The 16,327-nt window shown below is 37.5% G+C and carries 18 protein-coding genes; 5 read left to right on the top strand and 13 right to left on the bottom strand.

Features of this window, described 5'->3' with window-relative positions; genetic code table 11:
• Positions 1 to 172: 172 nt before the first annotated feature.
• A complete protein-coding gene (locus tag EHW67_RS09820) occupies positions 173 to 643 on the bottom strand; it encodes a hypothetical protein (RefSeq protein WP_126162214.1) in 471 nt (156 codons plus the stop codon).
• A gap of 207 nt (positions 644 to 850) precedes the next feature.
• On the opposite strand from EHW67_RS09820, the gene EHW67_RS09815 reads away from it, so the two are divergent.
• The 3 genes from EHW67_RS09815 (at position 851) to EHW67_RS09805 (ending at position 3,536) form a co-directional block, all read left to right on the top strand.
• Positions 851 to 2,422, top strand: a complete 1,572-nt coding sequence (locus EHW67_RS09815; RefSeq protein WP_126162213.1) for a hypothetical protein — start codon at positions 851 to 853, stop codon at positions 2,420 to 2,422.
• Positions 2,423 to 2,509: 87 nt separating this feature from the next.
• Positions 2,510 to 2,920: a hypothetical protein gene (locus EHW67_RS09810; protein ID WP_126162212.1), complete on the top strand. Its 411-nt coding sequence runs from the start codon at positions 2,510 to 2,512 to the stop codon at positions 2,918 to 2,920.
• Positions 2,921 to 3,047: 127 nt separating this feature from the next.
• Positions 3,048 to 3,536 (top strand): Dps family protein, encoded by a 489-nt coding sequence (locus EHW67_RS09805; protein WP_126162211.1) that lies wholly within the window; start codon positions 3,048 to 3,050, stop codon positions 3,534 to 3,536.
• Positions 3,537 to 3,805: 269 nt separating this feature from the next.
• On the opposite strand, the gene EHW67_RS09800 is transcribed toward EHW67_RS09805, so the two are convergent.
• The 12 genes from EHW67_RS09800 to EHW67_RS09750 all read right to left on the bottom strand — a co-directional run bounded on the left by EHW67_RS09800 (position 3,806) and on the right by EHW67_RS09750 (position 13,149).
• On the bottom strand, positions 3,806 to 4,837 hold the full coding sequence (locus EHW67_RS09800) for an AraC family transcriptional regulator (protein WP_126162210.1): 1,032 nt from the start codon (positions 4,835 to 4,837) through the stop codon (positions 3,806 to 3,808).
• A gap of 25 nt (positions 4,838 to 4,862) precedes the next feature.
• Positions 4,863 to 5,000 carry a lmo0937 family membrane protein gene (locus EHW67_RS21000; RefSeq protein WP_158285118.1) on the bottom strand — a complete coding sequence of 46 codons (138 nt, stop codon included), beginning with the start codon at positions 4,998 to 5,000 and terminating at the stop codon, positions 4,863 to 4,865.
• Positions 5,001 to 5,069: 69 nt separating this feature from the next.
• Positions 5,070 to 5,210 carry a hypothetical protein gene (locus tag EHW67_RS20375; RefSeq protein ID WP_158285117.1) on the bottom strand — a complete coding sequence of 47 codons (141 nt, stop codon included), beginning with the start codon at positions 5,208 to 5,210 and terminating at the stop codon, positions 5,070 to 5,072.
• Between the two features lie 269 nt (positions 5,211 to 5,479).
• The gene (locus tag EHW67_RS09790; RefSeq protein ID WP_126162208.1) at positions 5,480 to 8,059 is read right to left on the bottom strand and encodes an ATP-binding protein; all 2,580 of its coding nucleotides are present in this window, start codon (positions 8,057 to 8,059) and stop codon (positions 5,480 to 5,482) included.
• Positions 8,060 to 8,071: 12 nt separating this feature from the next.
• Positions 8,072 to 8,518 carry a response regulator gene (locus EHW67_RS09785; RefSeq protein ID WP_126162207.1) on the bottom strand — a complete coding sequence of 149 codons (447 nt, stop codon included), beginning with the start codon at positions 8,516 to 8,518 and terminating at the stop codon, positions 8,072 to 8,074.
• Positions 8,519 to 8,530: 12 nt separating this feature from the next.
• A complete protein-coding gene (locus EHW67_RS09780) occupies positions 8,531 to 9,094 on the bottom strand; it encodes a helix-turn-helix domain-containing protein (protein ID WP_126162206.1) in 564 nt (187 codons plus the stop codon).
• A 260-nt stretch (positions 9,095 to 9,354) separates the two neighbouring features.
• The gene (locus tag EHW67_RS09775; protein WP_126162205.1) at positions 9,355 to 9,669 is read right to left on the bottom strand and encodes a hypothetical protein; all 315 of its coding nucleotides are present in this window, start codon (positions 9,667 to 9,669) and stop codon (positions 9,355 to 9,357) included.
• A 213-nt stretch (positions 9,670 to 9,882) separates the two neighbouring features.
• A complete protein-coding gene (locus tag EHW67_RS09770) occupies positions 9,883 to 10,068 on the bottom strand; it encodes a hypothetical protein (RefSeq protein WP_126162204.1) in 186 nt (61 codons plus the stop codon).
• Between the two features lie 84 nt (positions 10,069 to 10,152).
• Complete coding sequence (locus tag EHW67_RS09765) at positions 10,153 to 10,314, bottom strand: DUF1328 family protein (protein ID WP_126162203.1); 162 nt, start codon at positions 10,312 to 10,314, stop codon at positions 10,153 to 10,155.
• Positions 10,315 to 10,647: 333 nt separating this feature from the next.
• Positions 10,648 to 11,385 carry an SOS response-associated peptidase gene (locus EHW67_RS09760; protein ID WP_126162202.1) on the bottom strand — a complete coding sequence of 246 codons (738 nt, stop codon included), beginning with the start codon at positions 11,383 to 11,385 and terminating at the stop codon, positions 10,648 to 10,650.
• A gap of 135 nt (positions 11,386 to 11,520) precedes the next feature.
• On the bottom strand, positions 11,521 to 11,970 hold the full coding sequence (locus EHW67_RS09755; RefSeq protein WP_126162201.1) for a ferritin-like domain-containing protein: 450 nt from the start codon (positions 11,968 to 11,970) through the stop codon (positions 11,521 to 11,523).
• Positions 11,971 to 12,276: 306 nt separating this feature from the next.
• Positions 12,277 to 13,149 carry a mechanosensitive ion channel family protein gene (locus EHW67_RS09750; protein ID WP_126162200.1) on the bottom strand — a complete coding sequence of 291 codons (873 nt, stop codon included), beginning with the start codon at positions 13,147 to 13,149 and terminating at the stop codon, positions 12,277 to 12,279.
• Positions 13,150 to 13,612: 463 nt separating this feature from the next.
• Between EHW67_RS09750 and EHW67_RS09745 the strand changes: the two genes are divergently transcribed.
• Together EHW67_RS09745 and EHW67_RS09740 are read left to right on the top strand one after the other, a co-directional pair.
• Positions 13,613 to 14,911 carry a DUF2254 domain-containing protein gene (locus EHW67_RS09745; protein WP_126162199.1) on the top strand — a complete coding sequence of 433 codons (1,299 nt, stop codon included), beginning with the start codon at positions 13,613 to 13,615 and terminating at the stop codon, positions 14,909 to 14,911.
• A gap of 48 nt (positions 14,912 to 14,959) precedes the next feature.
• Positions 14,960 to 16,321, top strand: coding sequence for an NAD-dependent succinate-semialdehyde dehydrogenase (locus EHW67_RS09740; RefSeq protein ID WP_126162198.1), 1,362 nt, complete (start codon positions 14,960 to 14,962; stop codon positions 16,319 to 16,321).
• The last annotated feature ends 6 nt before the right edge of the window (positions 16,322 to 16,327 follow it).

The following is a 16,327-nucleotide window of genomic DNA, read 5'->3' as shown; positions in this document are numbered from 1 at the left end:
TTAATTGTGGGCGCAAGCTTTTGGCCGGTTTAGGCTGGGGAGAAGGTGTGAAAAGGGAATCTGAAACAATTCTGTTTTTCTGAATTGTATTGATAAAGAAAGAGCTAAAAAAAAACACCCTAGAAATCAATGATTGAATCTAGGGTTGTTGGTTTTGTTGCGGGATTTTCTATTAAAACTGGTATCGTATTCCCAATGCAATATCCAAATCCAAATCATCAGAATAGTTGTCATTGAATCCTAACTCTGGCCGAATATCCAAAGAGAGCAATAGTGGAAAATCAAAATTACATTCAATACCTATATCCCCTGCCACCAAGGCAAAAGTTCCATCGCCGCCGGGAGAATCAAAAGAACCAATTCCGGCTCCTGCCCCAACGTACCAATTAAATACTCCCTCAATTGGCATAACCCATTGGTAGAGTCCAACTAATTTAAAAGCATCCACATTGTTGGAATCGCGCCACCCTAGATCAAACTCCAATCGATTGTCTTCAGATACAGCGCGTTGATAGGTAATTTCTCCTCCAAATCCGTCATTGTCCCCAAACCGTAGACCAAGGGCATTTTCAGAAATGGATTGGGCATTGGCCCCAATGAAGGTAAAGGTCAAAATAGCAAATAGACTTAGTGTTTTTTTCATCATCGATTTATTTTTCTACAATATTACTAAAAAGGTATAAACCTCTTGGTCTTCATAAAAACAAAAAATAACGCCATTGATAGGTAGTTTATATATATTACTTAGACCAAATAGGTCAATTTTAATTTCGCTTGGATCAGATATTAATATTTTATGATTGAATTTTGTATGAAAACCTTTCATAAAGGAACAGGTCTTTAACTTATTATGGCAATACAGGTATCCAAAACAAGGGTGTTTAAAATTATTGGTATTCCAATTGGGATCGCAATAGTACTATTGGCCATTATGCAGTTCCAGGCCAAGAAATACGTAACGGCTTATATTAATGAGGTAATCCCCAAAGATATTAACTTCACTTATGGCCAATTACAATTGAACATATTAAAGGGTTCTATTATATTGAATGGCGTTAGCATGCACTATATAAAGGCTGATACGACTTCAAAAATTTTGGATATTCAGATAGATGCCCTTAGTATGGACGGCTTTGGATATTTTAATTATTTTTTTCACAATAGGATAGGAGCTCAGAAAATTAGCCTGCTCAACCCAATAGTGCGTTATCGCCTTGGCCACGATTTTAAAAACAGCAAAAGAAGGGGGGAGATGGCGGCAAAAATAAAATCGAAAATGAGCCTTGATCGCTTTGAAATTATTGACGGGGAGCTAATAGGCATGGCAAGAGCGGGCGATTCCGTTAAACTTAAGGTAGAGCAATGGAATATGGAAGTAGAGGAACTTAAGACGGATGGGAATATAATACAAAACACTATACCTCTGCACTATGAGGGATATTCCTTAAATACAGGCAATGTATTTTTGGATCTGGGGCCTTTTGAAACCTTGAGTATAAAAGCCTGTACTGTAGCTGGGGACGAGCTTAGCTTAAAACAGCTATTGTTAAAGTCCAAATACACAAGGCAGGAGCTTTCCAAAAGACTAAATAAGGAACATGATCATATACAATTGTCCATTGCCGAAGTTTCATCTGCCAAAATCGATTTCGGCTTTAATGTAGAAAAATTTTTTATAAAAGCACAAGCTTTAAATATCCATGATCCAAACCTAGTTGTTTATCGGGATAAATTGGTGAAAGACGATTGGGAAAAAAAGAGGTTGTACAGTAAGATGATACGGGAATTGCCCATAGATTTGGATATCTCCCGAACGAGAATTACCAATGGTGAAATTGCTTATTCAGAATTGGTCCAAGCAGGGGGAAAACCAGGGCAACTTACCTTTACCCATTTAGATGCTACCCTTAATAATATTTCCAATACCTATGAACCCGGTAATAAAACTAAAATAGATATCACCTCAAAGTTAATGGGGCATGCCCCAATTCATATATATTGGGATTTTGACTGTAACGATAATAGCGATGCCTTTTTCTTAAAGGGAGTGGTCAGGGATTTTAAATCGCGAAGTATCAATGAATTTCTGATACCCAACCTTCGCACAAAAGCGGAAGGTGATATAAAGGAACTTTATTTTACTATTAGTGGAGACGCCATTAGTTCGGGTGGAGATATGAAAATGAAGTATGAGGATTTTCGTTTTGAGGTTTTAAAGAAAGACCGCTTGAGAGTAAATAAGTTATTGACCTTTATTGGCAATATTTTTACCAATGACGGTTCCAATACCGATAAAAACGGGTATAGATATGGCTCCGTATATGCAGAACGCGATGTTACCAAATCCTTCTTCAATTATTTGTGGCTCAATGTAAAGGACGGTATTGTTAATACACTTACCGGTGATGGCGAAAAAGACTAGAGCTTCTTTCGCTGTAATAGCATTAAATTAAAATTTAAATGCGCCATCCCAATTGCTCCTATTCCTTATCTTTTAATTAAAAACAAAATGGGTACCATTTCAAAGGACGCAAGAAAAATTACGCTTTTTTATCACTCTGGAACCTCTTTGGGCAAGAAAACCTATCCCTATGTTACCACAGCTAAAAGGAGTGTTCTGGCTATCGATATTGCAAAAACCAAAGTTACTGGGACGCAATGGACAGAATTAGCAGAAGGTCTGGGCATAGGGATTGCGGATCTTGTTCATAGGAAGCATCCAGATTTTATTAAGGAATACGGCAGTCCAGATGTAGATTTGGAATCGGAGGGCTGGCTCAATATTCTTAGAAACAAACCTCATTTGCTCATTTGCCCGATTATAATAGTGGGTACTGCATTTTTTAAGGTGCATTCCCCAACTGATTTTATACGGATAATGGAAGAACAGAATATTGAAAATAAAGAAATAGGAAGCTAAAATGACCGTAAAGTAGATGTTGGCATCCATAAATTAATAGTGATAAGTAAAAAATGGTTTACGTCAATGTTATTAGGGTCTGAGGTTTATCTTGTAGCAAGTAACAATAATAAAAAATATAGATTTTATGGAAACAACACAAGCTACTATCGGAATTGAAAAAAACAATAGAAAAGCGGTGGTAGGTATGCTGCGTAAACTGTTGGCAGACGAATATTTACTCTATACCAAATTAAGAAATGCACACTGGAATGTGGAGGGAATCGACTTCCATACCAAACATGTCTTTTTTGAGGAAGAATACAATAAAATAGAAAAGATTGTGGATGAGGTAGCTGAGCGGATTAGAATGTTGGGATTTTATTCCCCAGGGACCCTGGGAGACTTTTTGGAGCTATCCCATTTAAAGGATACCAGTCCACAGAAGAACGACAGTGCCAGTTTTATGGAGCAATTACTGGAAGACCACAATACCATAATTAAGTTTATTAGAAAAAGTATCAATGAGAATGCAGAAGAACACAATGATGAGGGAACAGCCGATTTTATTACGGGAATTATGCAAGTGCATGAACAGATGTCCTGGATGCTGAGGGCTTCCTTAAAAACATTCTAAGGTTTAGATCTTATTACAGTTTACCAAAAACGGCAAGAAACCAATATCTTGCCGTTTTTTTGTGATCAAAAAAACGAAATGGCCCTAGCAGGTAAAGCATTGCTTCTTCTTGGGCTTACAGGAGTTTCTAATTTATATTAATGGATGAAGAAATTTCTAGGCATTATATAGATCCGTGGCGACTAGTGTTTTGGGATATACATCTAAATGAAAAGCACAAAAAAACCAGTCGCTTAGACTGGTTGTGGAGAATGTAATCAAACTATATATCAGGCTGTAACAGCTATCGAATTTTGATGGTCCTGATAGTATTTTGGACTACAGTTGTATTTTTCCTTAAATATTTTAGAGAAATAACTTCTACTGGTAAGTCCAACACTGTACACAATTTCGGAGATATTAAGGTCAGTGGTTTTAATAAGGTTTTCGGCTGTTTCAACTCTAACGTTCCTAATGTAATCCGTTACCGTTCTATTGAACAACAGTTTAAACCCTTCCTGTAATTTAGCGGGTGAATAACCAGATTTGGAGCTAAGGTATTTAAGGTTATATTGCACCTCTGGGTAATTTCTGATGAACTCTGCCAATTCTTTTATATCTTCAATTTCTTCCTTACTCAAGGAACCAAAGTTATTTTTAGCATTTTTCTTATCCTCTTTGTGCTGCTGTATTTCCAAGGCCAGCATAACATGTACTATTCCTTTTATCAAAAGGTTTCTTACCAACCCTTTTTGGTTGATACTTTCTAATTGTTGCATTTTTTCGGCTATCTGTAAATTATAGGACCCCGTATATGCAAATATTTCATTATCCTTTTTTGGCATAAATGTTTTTAAAAGCTGTTTTTGCAGAAGATCGGAACCCTCGTCCCCAGAGTTCTGCTTTTGGGTGTCTACCATAATATTAGAGAGCTTTACATTTACATTTTTCTCAAAGAACAGGGTAGTGTCCATACTGGGGTCACATGAAAAAATTCCTGTTTGAAATTGATTCAATGGCCTTTTCTGTCCCTTTATACCAAAACTATGGGCTATTTTGCCTTCTGCACAGTACATAAAATGTATGGGGTTGGAAACGGGCATATTATTAATGATAACCGTATTATTACTAAAACAAAGGTCATACTCCATAAAGGATATGTTATTCTTAAAAGAAACTCCTGTAATAATTCCACGAACCAATTCATTGTCTAGCCGTAGCGTATATTCCTGAGGACGAGTCGTTAAATTCCCTCCCATATCCTGCTGTAACTGATTAAATATACTTTCTATATTATTTGATTTTAGATATACTATTTTCATGGTTCTTTGTTTTAAGATTAGTGTTCTATTTTTCTCGTATCACCCTTATAATAATGAGTACTACAGCCAGCAAAAGAGTAAAATGTATGTTTATGCCCATGTCGTAGATAAAAAGGCCAACAGCCCAGATAGCGAGCATAATTGAGGCTGTAATGATCAACATTTTGGACATTTTGCTTTTTGGTTAACCTTCCAATGACTTATAAAGCCTTGGCATTTAACGTTATTGACCCTATTGGGAGTCAATTTTTTGATGGGTCATTCCCAGTATAAAATTTTCGGAAAGACCATTGATCTTTTCGGGAAGTGAATCCAAAGTCCAACTTTTACCAACTTTAGAATTCAATGAAAATTGATTTAATGTTTTTTTCATGGTTGTTGTCTTTATATGTTTATTTCTGTGTTGTACAAATTTCGATATAGAGTGGGCTTTTTTTGTTATACAATTTTTATATTCTGTTATATAATTCCATGAAAAAGGGGTGTTTTGTGTGATAAGGGCAGTAATTTATTGGGTTGGAGCAGTGTTTTTGAGGAGGAAAGTGTTTCGGTAAGTTCCGTACAATGGCCATAGTGGGGTGCCCCCAAAAGAACTGGAATGGTCTACGGGAAGGATAAAAAGTTTAATTGGTACTGTGTATTTTAGGCCGGTAAATAAATGTGAAAAGTAGCTCCTTTATTCGGTTCGCTAATAGCTACTATATGACCTTTGTGTTTTTCTATAATTTTCTTGCAGATGGCCAGACCTATACCTGTCCCTGAATATTGGTTCTTGTTATGCAGGCGTTGGAATAGCTCAAATATTTTGTTGGCGTCCTCTTGGGCAAATCCAATACCGTTATCCTCTATGGAAATGCAGAAATAGTGTTTGGCCTTTTTTCTAAATTTGTCTTTGATCTCGCCGCGCTCCAGTTTTGTACTGTTTATTAAAATTTTTGGAGAGCATCCCTTACTGTGGTATTTGACCGAATTGGAAATTAGATTTCTGAACAGTTGTTCTATCTGAAAGGATATTCCTTTTACCATGGGAAGTTCTCCTGTGATAATTTGGGCACCTGTTTCTTTTATAGGAGCCTCAAGATCTTCCTGTACCTTTTCCATAACAAGGTTTAGATTAACCTTGTCATAATCTTTTTTTGTGGTAGTTAGCCTTGAATAGGAGAGCAAATACTTGATTAGGGTTTGCATTCTATTGGCAGATGAGGATATTTTTTTAAGGTATTCTTCCTCTTGTTTGGAAAAGGAACTGTTATCTCTTTCGGTTAATCTGGAAATAAACAGCTGTATTTTTCTTAGGGGTTCCTGTAGGTCGTGACTGGCCACACGGCTAAAGGATTCCAATTCTTTATTGGAACGTTTAAGTTCCAGATTTTTATCTATTAACTTTTGTTCGTTCCTTAATTCGGTGGAGATGTCCTTTACCACACCAACGAATTCATTTTGGAGGTAATGCCCTGAATTTTGTAGGTGTTTTACCTTGCCTGTTTTAGTAACGATGCGGTAGGTAAAACTGTTGGTTAATTTTTCTTCAAGTGCACTTTTAAAGTTTTTTTCATATTCAACAAGGTCCTTTGGATGAACAAAAGGCCGGTAATTTTCCGGGGAAGGAGGGAATTCTCCAGGTTCACATTCCAGTAGTCGGTAAAAATTATCGGACATAGTGGCCTGCATAGTTGTAATATTCCAACGGTAGCTACCAATTTTGGCAACTTCTTCTGCGTCGTTCAAAATTGAGTTTTGCACCGATAATTGTTCATTTAGTTCCTGTAAACGTTGTTTGGCTTCAACAATCTGGGTACTGTTGTGGGAGGTCAGGGTAAGACCATTGTTTAAGTTATTAATGGTAGTATGTATCCATGCCTGCCGATCCTGAAAGGTATACTTGGCTTCGTGGGTCTCCATGCTTTTTTGGTTGACACATTTAACCATAAGGTTAAATAATCCGTTCTCTTTTATAAATGGGAATATTTGGGATATGGATTTACCTACTATTTCCGCAACGGGTATACCTGTCAGCTTTTCTATTTCCTTATTGGCGAACAAGTATTTAAAATCTTTTATTTGTCCCTGGGCATCCCGTTGCGTAGAGAGGTGGCTTACCGTATTGCTCGTACTTTCCAAGATACTGTTCAAAAATGCCTGAGTATCTTCCAGGTGGTTATTTTGGGTTTCCAACTGCTGGTTCAGAACCTTTAGGTTTTGATTATGCTGTCTCTCCAAGGTGGTGTCTATAGAGGTTGTAAGAACCCCATTTTCCATTTCAACAGCAGTGGTCTTAAACCAGAATGTAGTACCCTTAAATTCAAAAGGCTTTTCAAATTTGCGTGCTTTTTTATCCTTGAGAACAGCAACCAATTCTTGGAATATACCATTCTTAAAATTATCCGGGATTAAATCGGACATCTTACCGTTAACTAGTTCATCTGGCTTTTGGCTTAATACCTGTTCTATTTTTTCATTGGTGAAGGCTATACTAAAATCTTTGATTTCCCCAGCGGAATCGTAGATGGGTAAAAAATAACTTATAATATTCTCTGTGCTGCTCAATACATTTTGAAGAAATTTCTCTGTTCTCGCTGTTTTTTTCCGTTGGCTGTTGATTTGCAAATAGGAAATAACGAAAATAATCAAGGCGAACATTCCCAGCAATAATGTCATTAAAGGGGTGAAAAATATTTGGGATTTATAGTCGTCCTTTCTTTTGGCAAGCTGCAGCTGCATCTCCTGCTGCATTTGGTTTTTTAGTAAGTTGAGCTGCGTCAAAACCTCGGATACTTTTGCTATTTTATCCTGATCGCTTTTAGAATAGGTGGTCTTTTGGAAAGGAATGGAAGACATGGTCGCCAAGGCTCGGTAAAGGCTATCTTGCCAATGCATGACTCTTAGGAGTGTTTTTTGCTGAACCGGATTGTTGTATGTTAGTTCTTTTAATTTTTTATGGGAAGATAGTACTTGGGGTTTGTAAACTTCATAGCTAGATATGCCCAAGGTATCTCGTAAAAGCAGGTTCTTAAATTCAACGGACTGCATTTGGTGGTAATACGAAAAAAGCTGGTCAATTTCCATGTCCACTTTCAGGGACTGGGAAACCCAATCGGCCGATTCGCCTAGGCGAATCACTTGCTTGTAACTAACACTGCCAATAAACATTAACAGGGCAACAGCCAGGACTAGTAGGATCGCAAAAAATTTAGTTGATGATACCACTTTGTGCCAGGTCATACCAAATCCACTTTAAATTCGTAACAAAAAGTTATCCCTGTTCAAGGCAGATGTATGGTATTGCCAATTAAGCTGTAAGACTTTGTCTATGGCCTTTTTAAGGGCCCCAAAACTATTGGGTTTATTAATATAGATGTTGGCGCCATTAATAAAGGTTTCTTCTATGTCGGCTTCCGAAGAGGAAGTAGAATAGATGGCTACCAATAATTCTTTTAAACAGGGGGTGTTTCGTATTTCATGCAGACATTGCATGCCATTCTTTATAGGCATATTTAAATCTAGAAATACAATTTGTGGCAAAACTACCCCTGGCAGACTTAGATGCTCCATTAATTCCTCACCGTTGTTGAACAATGATAATTTGGTCTTTATCTTAATTTCATCTATGGCTTCCTTAAATAACATTCGGTCATCTTCATCATCATCGGCCAAGGCAATATTGAGGGTGTGTAAAGGCATAACTACGTTTGGTTATTCTTTGGTTAATGATCTTTCTTTTCGCTTTTTAATTATTTTCTGAAAGCTTGAAGGGGTTAAACCGGTCGTTTTTTTGAATTGGGCAGATAAATGTGCCACACTACTATAATTAAGTTTGTATGCTATTTCTGTTAACGTTAAATTGTTTTGACCAATAAAGGTTTTTGCAATATCGATTTTCTTTAAGATAACGAAATTTTCAATGGAGGAATAGGTGGCCTCAGAAAAGATAGAGGACAAATAGGTGTAGGTGTAATTAAGTTTATCCGATAGATAGGTAGAGAAATTGTAACGTTTGGGAAGCTCCTCGTCTAGGATCCATTCCGTTACCGTATCCTTTACTCTTTGTACCAAGGCTATTTGATGATCATCCATGATTTCTATTCCATAATTACCCAACATATCCTCCATTCTTTGCTCTTCATCTTGAGTGGGCTTCCTTCTAAATTCAACCTCTCCAACCCCATGGATGGTGTAATCCATGCCCATAGCGTTCAGTTGCTCCTGTATCACAGTTTTACAGATTGTGTTGAAATCGAATTTTAAATAGATTCTCATCCTTTGCTTTTATTGGTGTATAACGGTATCTATCCTGCCGCCTAGCAGAGAACAGTACCGTTTAAGCAAAGATGATGATTTTTTAAATTGGAAGATAACTAGATAAACATTTTTTTAACTAGTTAAAACTAACTTTCGACTTTTGTTCTAGCAATAGGACCCGTTAGGGTATCGTATTGCCATGCTATTTACTTTGTCCTTTGTTATTGTTACATCAGAGGTAAAGACCTCATTGTCACGTAGTTCATAGTATTATAGGTTTACAAGTAATTTTTCTTGGGGATCTTTTTAAAAAATTCGGCTGTCTCTAGATTACTGGCAGGGCTGTAATTGGCCAAAATAGTCCCTTTGCTACCATCCATTGTTTTTAAGATGTACAAAATAGACATGTCCGAAGGATTGCTCATACCTTCAAAACGATGTTCTGCTACAATATGCACGTCTTCCGGAATGTAATTCTTTTTGCTATCCAAGTCCAATAAGCTATTGTTTTCAACTCTATAATTACTTGTATATCCTTCCCTTTGATATTTTTGAATAATTTCCTTTTCATTTTTTGCAAACTCACTTGTCATGTCCTAATATTTTAATAATTGTCTTTAATTTCTAATACTTAAGCCTTAGCAATCTATTTAGTAAAATGTTGCCGCATTTTTACCTTCATATCTCCCATTGAACTTTTGGTTCAGCTAAATTCTATAATTTGAAGATTAAAAAAACGGACATGGTCCGGAAAGGAAAATGTCCGTTATAGATAGATGTTTCTTAATCTGGAAAGTTTTCCAATGCTAGTCCGTAGCATCATCTATTTCATCCTCAACCTCCTCTACACCTTCTTCAATTCCATCACCTACATCTTCAACTCCTTCTTCTATTTTCTCTCCCGCAGATTTATCTTCCCTACAACTATTTAAGGTTGAAAGGGAAAAAGTAAATAATAAGGTTAATACGAAATATACTATTGATTTTTTCATGTTTTTAAATTTTAAGATTTGTAAAATTTGTGTTCTGCTCAATGGCTATATATCTATTAAGGACTATAGCTCGGTAAATCCTTCTTAGACTTTTTTCCTCCCTGTAAATAAGGAGATAATAAAAAGAACCAAGAAAATAAAGAATAAAATTTTAGCAATACTTGCGGCCCCTGCGGCTATACCACCGAATCCAAAAATTGCGGCTATGATTGCCAATATTACAAATGTGACTGTCCAACGTAACATAGTTTTTTGTTTTTAGGTTAATAATGCGGGCTTTATCAATTGCCCTCTATACAAATATCCTAGTATTTTTAGAGTTGGCTTGTCGATATCCAGTTAATAATTGACTCAGATAAATTTAGTGTTGGTGCCTGTAAATTTTTGATAAATAGGCTGTTAGCTGTTGATCTAAATTATACTGTTAGACCTCTTATAATATAGGCTGTAAATAAATTTAAGGCTATTTGTTGGGCAAAGCGATTTACACTAATATTAGTATGGAAAGCGGTCCTTTTAGTAGGGTATGCAAAATATGAGTATGGAAATTGGGATTGCGGGGATAAGCAAGGGTCAGTTTTACAAGGTAAATAGTTCTATCCCGTTTTTAAGGATCATGCCTCGAGGCGCTTTTTCATAGTAAACGGGCTCTAGCATGGAGGTGTAGGAGATATTATTTTTGAAAAATTCCTTTGAAATGGGGTGTGCTACTAAATTGTAGTTGGGGGCGCTATTTAACATTTCTTGAATATCAACCTTGTTGAGATCCGGACTTAGCCATGCGTGATTAAGATTTTTTGGCAATAGCAAAGGAATACTACCATCTATATTTTGAATCGTTTTTGGCCCCTGTTTGTTATGGGTGGTGATGATGGTACAGCTAAGGAAACCATCTTCCAGTTTGTTATAAATGCCGCTTAAGCAAAATGGTAATCCGGACTTCCTGTGAAAATAGTATGGATATAGAATGCCGTCAATTAAGTAGGAAGTGAAAAATCCTGTAACAGGAATAAGACACCTCCTGTTAAGAAGGGCATTGGAGTACCAGGAGGGGTTGTCAAGGGAATTAATATTTAAATTTAAAGAATTGAAGATGTTCTGAAAAACACTCCAATCATCTTTATAATTTTCTGGTAGAATTCCCCAAATGGCAGGTACAATCAAGTTTTCTTCTTCCATGGGTATTATAGGAATAGTTACTTCGTCTATACCGTTTATCAATATATGTTTTTGATATAAATTCGGATATTTAAAACGCTTGTTTAATTCCTTTTCCAATGTTGTTCTACTAGCGGTATTAGATAGTTTGTGGTACATAAATTTTATTTAATAAAAATTATTGTTCACAGGTATAATTTGGAGAGCAGTTAATCTTTGTATCATCAGGACTATTTTTTAAAACCTTAAAGAGGATGCCAGGCATCCTCTTTGCTGATTTAATTGTTATGGTACTTAACTTAAGTCTTCTAAGCGCTTTACTTCATTGAGATCTGCTTCAATTTGGTTCATTTGTTGTGTTAATAAGGTAGTAGTACTGGGTGGTAGACTGGCATCAGAAAGTACCTCCTTATATTCCTCCACAGAGGCTTTTTCTCCCCTTATGGCCTCCTCTAACATAGCCTCATCGTCATCGGCCGAAAAAAAGGCCTTGAAATCCATCCATGTTCTGTGTGCCGCAGCTGCCAGGCTTCCGTCTTTTTTCCATTCTTGTCCCAAGCTACCGATCTCGCTTTTTAGTTGCAGTCCAAATCGTTGTCTGTCTGCACTCTTTTTTTCGAAGAACGATTTCAGATACGGATTGTCCGTGTTGTCACAAGCCTTTTTGTATCCTTTTTCGGCGTCGTAGGTCTTTTCCAATAGGTCATTTAACTTTTCACTTACTGTTGCAGTGTATGTGCTCATTGTATATGTGGTTTTAAAGTTAGCGGAGAGAATTTTTTAAGTGATGCCTCCCGCATAACATCATCTAGGACGAAGGTAATATGTTGTTACGGAAGCTGTTGACCCAATAAATCATATTTTTTGTTCCATTACTCTTATATAGGGAAAATTGAGTTTTATGTGCTGTTTTCCATTTATGGATATTCTACAATACCAATAAAAATACCCATGATGCGAGGCGAAAGGAAAATTCTGGGCATTGATACAGCTATACAATCTTTATTGTGGGCCTAAAATGGCCTTAGGGCAATGGATTACCTCTGAATCCTAGATGTTCTTTCTAAAATCTTTAGGCAGGTCCAATGTACGTATGGGGAACGGAATGTTAATGTCATTGGCATCAAAGGCCTTTTTAATGGCGATCATGGCTTGGGTCTTGGCCTTGAGTACCTCAAGGGAAGAGGTGGAGGTAATCCAGAACCGGGTCTCAAAGTTTATGGAGCTATCACCAAATTCTGTATATAGAAAAATAATTTCCTTGTCTGTCCCCACATTTTCAAAGCTAGACTCTATGGTCTTGATCACCAAATCCCGTACAAATTCCAAGTTGGACGAATAATCTACCCCACAGCTAAGTATTACCCGTGATTGTGAGGTAGTAGAGTAGTTCTTAATTGGGTTCTCCAATACCAATTTGTTGGGGATATACACCAAATTGTTATCAGGTTGTTTGATGGTAACCGCCCGTAGGTCAATGTCGATTACCTCCCCGGAAAAATCATTGCTTTCTATCCAGTCCCCAAATTTAATATGCTTTATATAAGACAATACAATCCCTGAGAAGGTATTGGCCAAGGCACCTTGCAGGGCCAACCCTACTGCTAGTCCCGCAACCCCCGCACCGGCTAAGATGGTGTTTAGGGTTTTGCTTAGATCCAGTATTCCCAATACAAAAAATAAGCCTGTAAGAATAACCAGCACCGAAAGTAATTTGGCTATGACATTCTTCATGGATTTTTGAAGGCTACTTTTTTTCAGTAGCTTCCAAGTAAGTTTGGTAACATATTTAGAAAGTATTAAAACGATTATAAATACGACCGAGGCTAGAATGATGTTGGGTAAGTTTACTATTAGACTGTCTAACCACGAGGTCAATCTATTGAGCATTTTGCTCCAGGCATCGTTTATTTTTAAGTCCATAATCAAGGTGTTTGCCAATAATTCCAAGTGTTCAAAGGAAAATTCTAGGGTCTTTAGGGCAATATATGCAGGTATTTTTAAATAGAAAAATGGCTCCGATAAAAAAAAGTGTCTCGGAACCATTTTAAAACAACCAACCTAATCATCTATATCTTAAAATGAAATACCTTTCCTTCTTATTTTAAGATATATTATACTATTTAAGCGACTTAAGTTTAAGAACTTGTATAGTAAGTCTATCCATAGTATTGCAGTAACCCTTTTGTTTGATACAAATTTATTGGCTTTTCATTGCTTATCCGTCCTGTATTCCAAATATTCTTGACGCTAATGGAGTGTGGGGTTTTGTAAGTATCTTATAATCAGTAGCCATTTGGTGTATTTCGTCAAAAACTAACTTAGGAGGGCTTTTTTGCGATAGAACTATTGCCTACCTTTAGGTAAGCGGTAAATTAGTTGTATTATGCTAAAATCCATTTTAAAATATTCTAAGAAGATTTACGGGCGAGTGCTTCGCAGTATTGCGTTTTACCCTGTTCTTATTTCTATGATGTTTTTTTTAATGGCTTTGTTAATGTTGCAGTTTGAGACTATAGAACTCGCTAAGTCCCTCAAGGAAGAGGTTCCATATTTTTTTATAAAGGACAAAGAAACCTCACGGGCCATATTGACTACCTTGATATCCGGGATTCTCTCATTGACCGTTTTTAGTTTTACCATGGTAATGGTAGTGCTGAGTCAGGCTTCTGCCAATTTTTCGCCCCGGCTGCTGCCCGGGTTGGTCTCCAACAAGCGGCATCAAATAATTTTAGGGGTATATATAGGATCGTTGCTATATTGTATACTGGTGTTAATTGTCTTGGGGGCCCGAGAGATGGATGCCAATTCCGTTGGACTGTCAACCATGTTGGCGGCAGTTTTGGGAGTGTTGTGCGTGGGGCTGTTCGTTTATTTTATACACAGTATTTCCACGGCTATTCAAATAAATAATATAATAGACAACATTTTTCAGACTAGCTCAAAATACATGGATAGGGAGTTGAAACAGCAAGCTAATTCCCAACTTGGATTACAAGAATTTAAAATGACCAACGGTACAACCATCAGGGCCCATAAGTCGGGTTACTTCAGAGGTTTCGAGGAGAATTTTATTGACGATTCCCTGCTTGAACAAGGTCTTACTATGGAAGTTTTGCCTTATGTGGGCGAGCGTGTTTGGGAAGGAATGCCGGTATTGGGTATAAAACAGTCTATAGCGGATAAGGAATTGGAAAAATTGTCGCTTTGCCTTCATCTGTCCAAGAGTAGAACCGACCTGGGAGATGGACTGGGGGGAGCAATTAAACTTATGGAAATAGCGGTGAAAGCAATGTCACCCGGTATTAATGACCCAGGAACGGCAATCAATGCCATAAATAACCTTGTACCCTTACTAATTAAAATGATGCGGCTACCAAATAAAACTTCCATCTCTGTAAAGGAGGGCAAACTTGTTCTGGTGCGGAATAATATTTTGGCCAAAGACCTTTTACAACTATTGGTGCAGCCTATCCGATTGTATTCCAAAAAAGATAGTTCCGTGGTCAAAACACTTTTGGATGCCTTGGTATATGCAGAAAGAGACACGGAAATTTCAGCTGTAAATAAAGAAGCGCTGCAAGGGGAGCTGGTAGCTTTAAAAAAGGATGTAGTAGATAATATAGACAACAAGTTGGATAGGGAAAGACTTATTGAAATCTTTCCAAAGAGTATAAATAAATAATGTTAAACAGGCTTCCGTGAATTTGTGGGCAAGCCTAAAATGTTACAAATGGAATATATAGAGTCAGTAAACCCATACACAGGGGAGTCATTGAATAAGTATAAAATATTATCGGAAACGGAAATTAATACTGTTCTGGATAGCGCATCAGGCTGTTATCAGGAATGGAAGGTGGAAAGTGTTGAACATAGAGTGGCACTCCTAAAAAAACTGAGCTCCTTGTTGTTAAAGAAAAAAGAGAACTACGCCATGCTCATGTCCAAGGAAATGGGAAAACCTATTAAACAGGGGATTTCTGAAATTGAAAAATGTGCATGGGCCTGCGATTTTTACGCCAAGAATGCGGTTCAATTTTTATCTGATGACCTAATTGAAACAGAGGCGGACGAAAGTTTTATTAGTTATGACCCCTTGGGGTGTATATTGGCCGTTATGCCATGGAATTTTCCTTTTTGGCAGGTTATCCGCTTTGCGGCACCAACCCTAACGGCCGGTAATACGGTACTTTTAAAACATGCGAGTAATGTTCCAGGCTGCGCAACAGTCCTTCAGGAATTGTTTTTGGAGGCAGGTTACCCTGAGGGTTGCTTTCAAAGTATTTTTGTTGGCCATGGGCAATTGGAATCAATTGTTGCCAACCCTATTGTTCAGGGGGTAACCTTGACAGGTAGTGAAAAAGCGGGTAGGGCTATAGCGGCAATGGCAGGTCAGTATTTGAAAAAAACGGTTATGGAACTCGGAGGTAACAACGCTTGTATTGTATGGGAGGATGCCGATTTGGACCAATATGTGGATACCATGGTTATGGCCCGCATGCAGAATACCGGTCAGAGTTGTATTGCAGCCAAAAGGTTTATTGTGGTAGAGGAAATTTATTCGGAATTTTTGATGAAGTTCAGGGATAAAATAAGTGCACTAAAAACAGGTGATCCCCTGGAAATGGATACGGAAGTTGGGGTGATGGCCAGGGAAGATCTTGCTGCAGACCTGTCCCAACAGGTAGCAGTTTCAATTGAATTGGGCGCCAAGGTATATTATGGAAACAATAGGGAGGCTGCTTTTTATGAACCTACTATATTGACCGATGTGGCTCAGGGTATGCCCGCATTTAACGAGGAGCTTTTTGGTCCGGTGGCAAGTGTAATTAAGGCAAGTAATAGACAAGAAGCTATTACGTTGGCCATGGAATCCAAATATGGTCTGGGAACAATGTTGTTTACCCAGGATACTGATGCGGCCTTGGATTGCATTTCCGATATTCCTGATGGGGCATTTTTTATTAATGAATTGGTTAAATCCGATCCTCGATTGCCTTTTGGGGGAACCAAAGCTTCTGGATATGGCAGGGAATTATCTATGGAAGGGATGTTGGAGTTTGTAAATAAAAAGACCGTGTATCTTAAAAAGTAGAGGGCA

The sequence above is a fragment of the Arenibacter aquaticus genome, assembly GCF_003957295.1.
Classification (GTDB): domain Bacteria; phylum Bacteroidota; class Bacteroidia; order Flavobacteriales; family Flavobacteriaceae; genus Arenibacter; species Arenibacter aquaticus.
Note: the sequence above shows the minus strand (reverse complement) of the source record. Positions and strands in the feature narration are given on the sequence as shown.

Coding starts and splice junctions, on each gene's coding strand:
- EHW67_RS09810 (WP_126162212.1), top strand. CDS start 2,510: ATGGGTACCATTTCAAAGGACGCAAGAAAAATTACGCTTTTTTATCAC.
- EHW67_RS09770 (WP_126162204.1), bottom strand. CDS start 10,068: ATGAAAAAATCAATAGTATATTTCGTATTAACCTTATTATTTACTTTT.
- EHW67_RS09775 (WP_126162205.1), bottom strand. CDS start 9,669: ATGACAAGTGAGTTTGCAAAAAATGAAAAGGAAATTATTCAAAAATAT.
- EHW67_RS09790 (WP_126162208.1), bottom strand. CDS start 8,059: ATGACCTGGCACAAAGTGGTATCATCAACTAAATTTTTTGCGATCCTA.
- EHW67_RS20375 (WP_158285117.1), bottom strand. CDS start 5,210: ATGAAAAAAACATTAAATCAATTTTCATTGAATTCTAAAGTTGGTAAA.
- EHW67_RS09780 (WP_126162206.1), bottom strand. CDS start 9,094: ATGAGAATCTATTTAAAATTCGATTTCAACACAATCTGTAAAACTGTG.
- EHW67_RS09805 (WP_126162211.1), top strand. CDS start 3,048: ATGGAAACAACACAAGCTACTATCGGAATTGAAAAAAACAATAGAAAA.
- EHW67_RS09755 (WP_126162201.1), bottom strand. CDS start 11,970: ATGAGCACATACACTGCAACAGTAAGTGAAAAGTTAAATGACCTATTG.
- EHW67_RS09785 (WP_126162207.1), bottom strand. CDS start 8,518: ATGCCTTTACACACCCTCAATATTGCCTTGGCCGATGATGATGAAGAT.
- EHW67_RS09765 (WP_126162203.1), bottom strand. CDS start 10,314: ATGTTACGTTGGACAGTCACATTTGTAATATTGGCAATCATAGCCGCA.
- EHW67_RS09820 (WP_126162214.1), bottom strand. CDS start 643: ATGAAAAAAACACTAAGTCTATTTGCTATTTTGACCTTTACCTTCATT.
- EHW67_RS21000 (WP_158285118.1), bottom strand. CDS start 5,000: ATGTTGATCATTACAGCCTCAATTATGCTCGCTATCTGGGCTGTTGGC.
- EHW67_RS09800 (WP_126162210.1), bottom strand. CDS start 4,837: ATGAAAATAGTATATCTAAAATCAAATAATATAGAAAGTATATTTAAT.
- EHW67_RS09815 (WP_126162213.1), top strand. CDS start 851: ATGGCAATACAGGTATCCAAAACAAGGGTGTTTAAAATTATTGGTATT.
- EHW67_RS09760 (WP_126162202.1), bottom strand. CDS start 11,385: ATGTACCACAAACTATCTAATACCGCTAGTAGAACAACATTGGAAAAG.
- EHW67_RS09745 (WP_126162199.1), top strand. CDS start 13,613: ATGCTAAAATCCATTTTAAAATATTCTAAGAAGATTTACGGGCGAGTG.
- EHW67_RS09740 (WP_126162198.1), top strand. CDS start 14,960: ATGGAATATATAGAGTCAGTAAACCCATACACAGGGGAGTCATTGAAT.
- EHW67_RS09750 (WP_126162200.1), bottom strand. CDS start 13,149: ATGGACTTAAAAATAAACGATGCCTGGAGCAAAATGCTCAATAGATTG.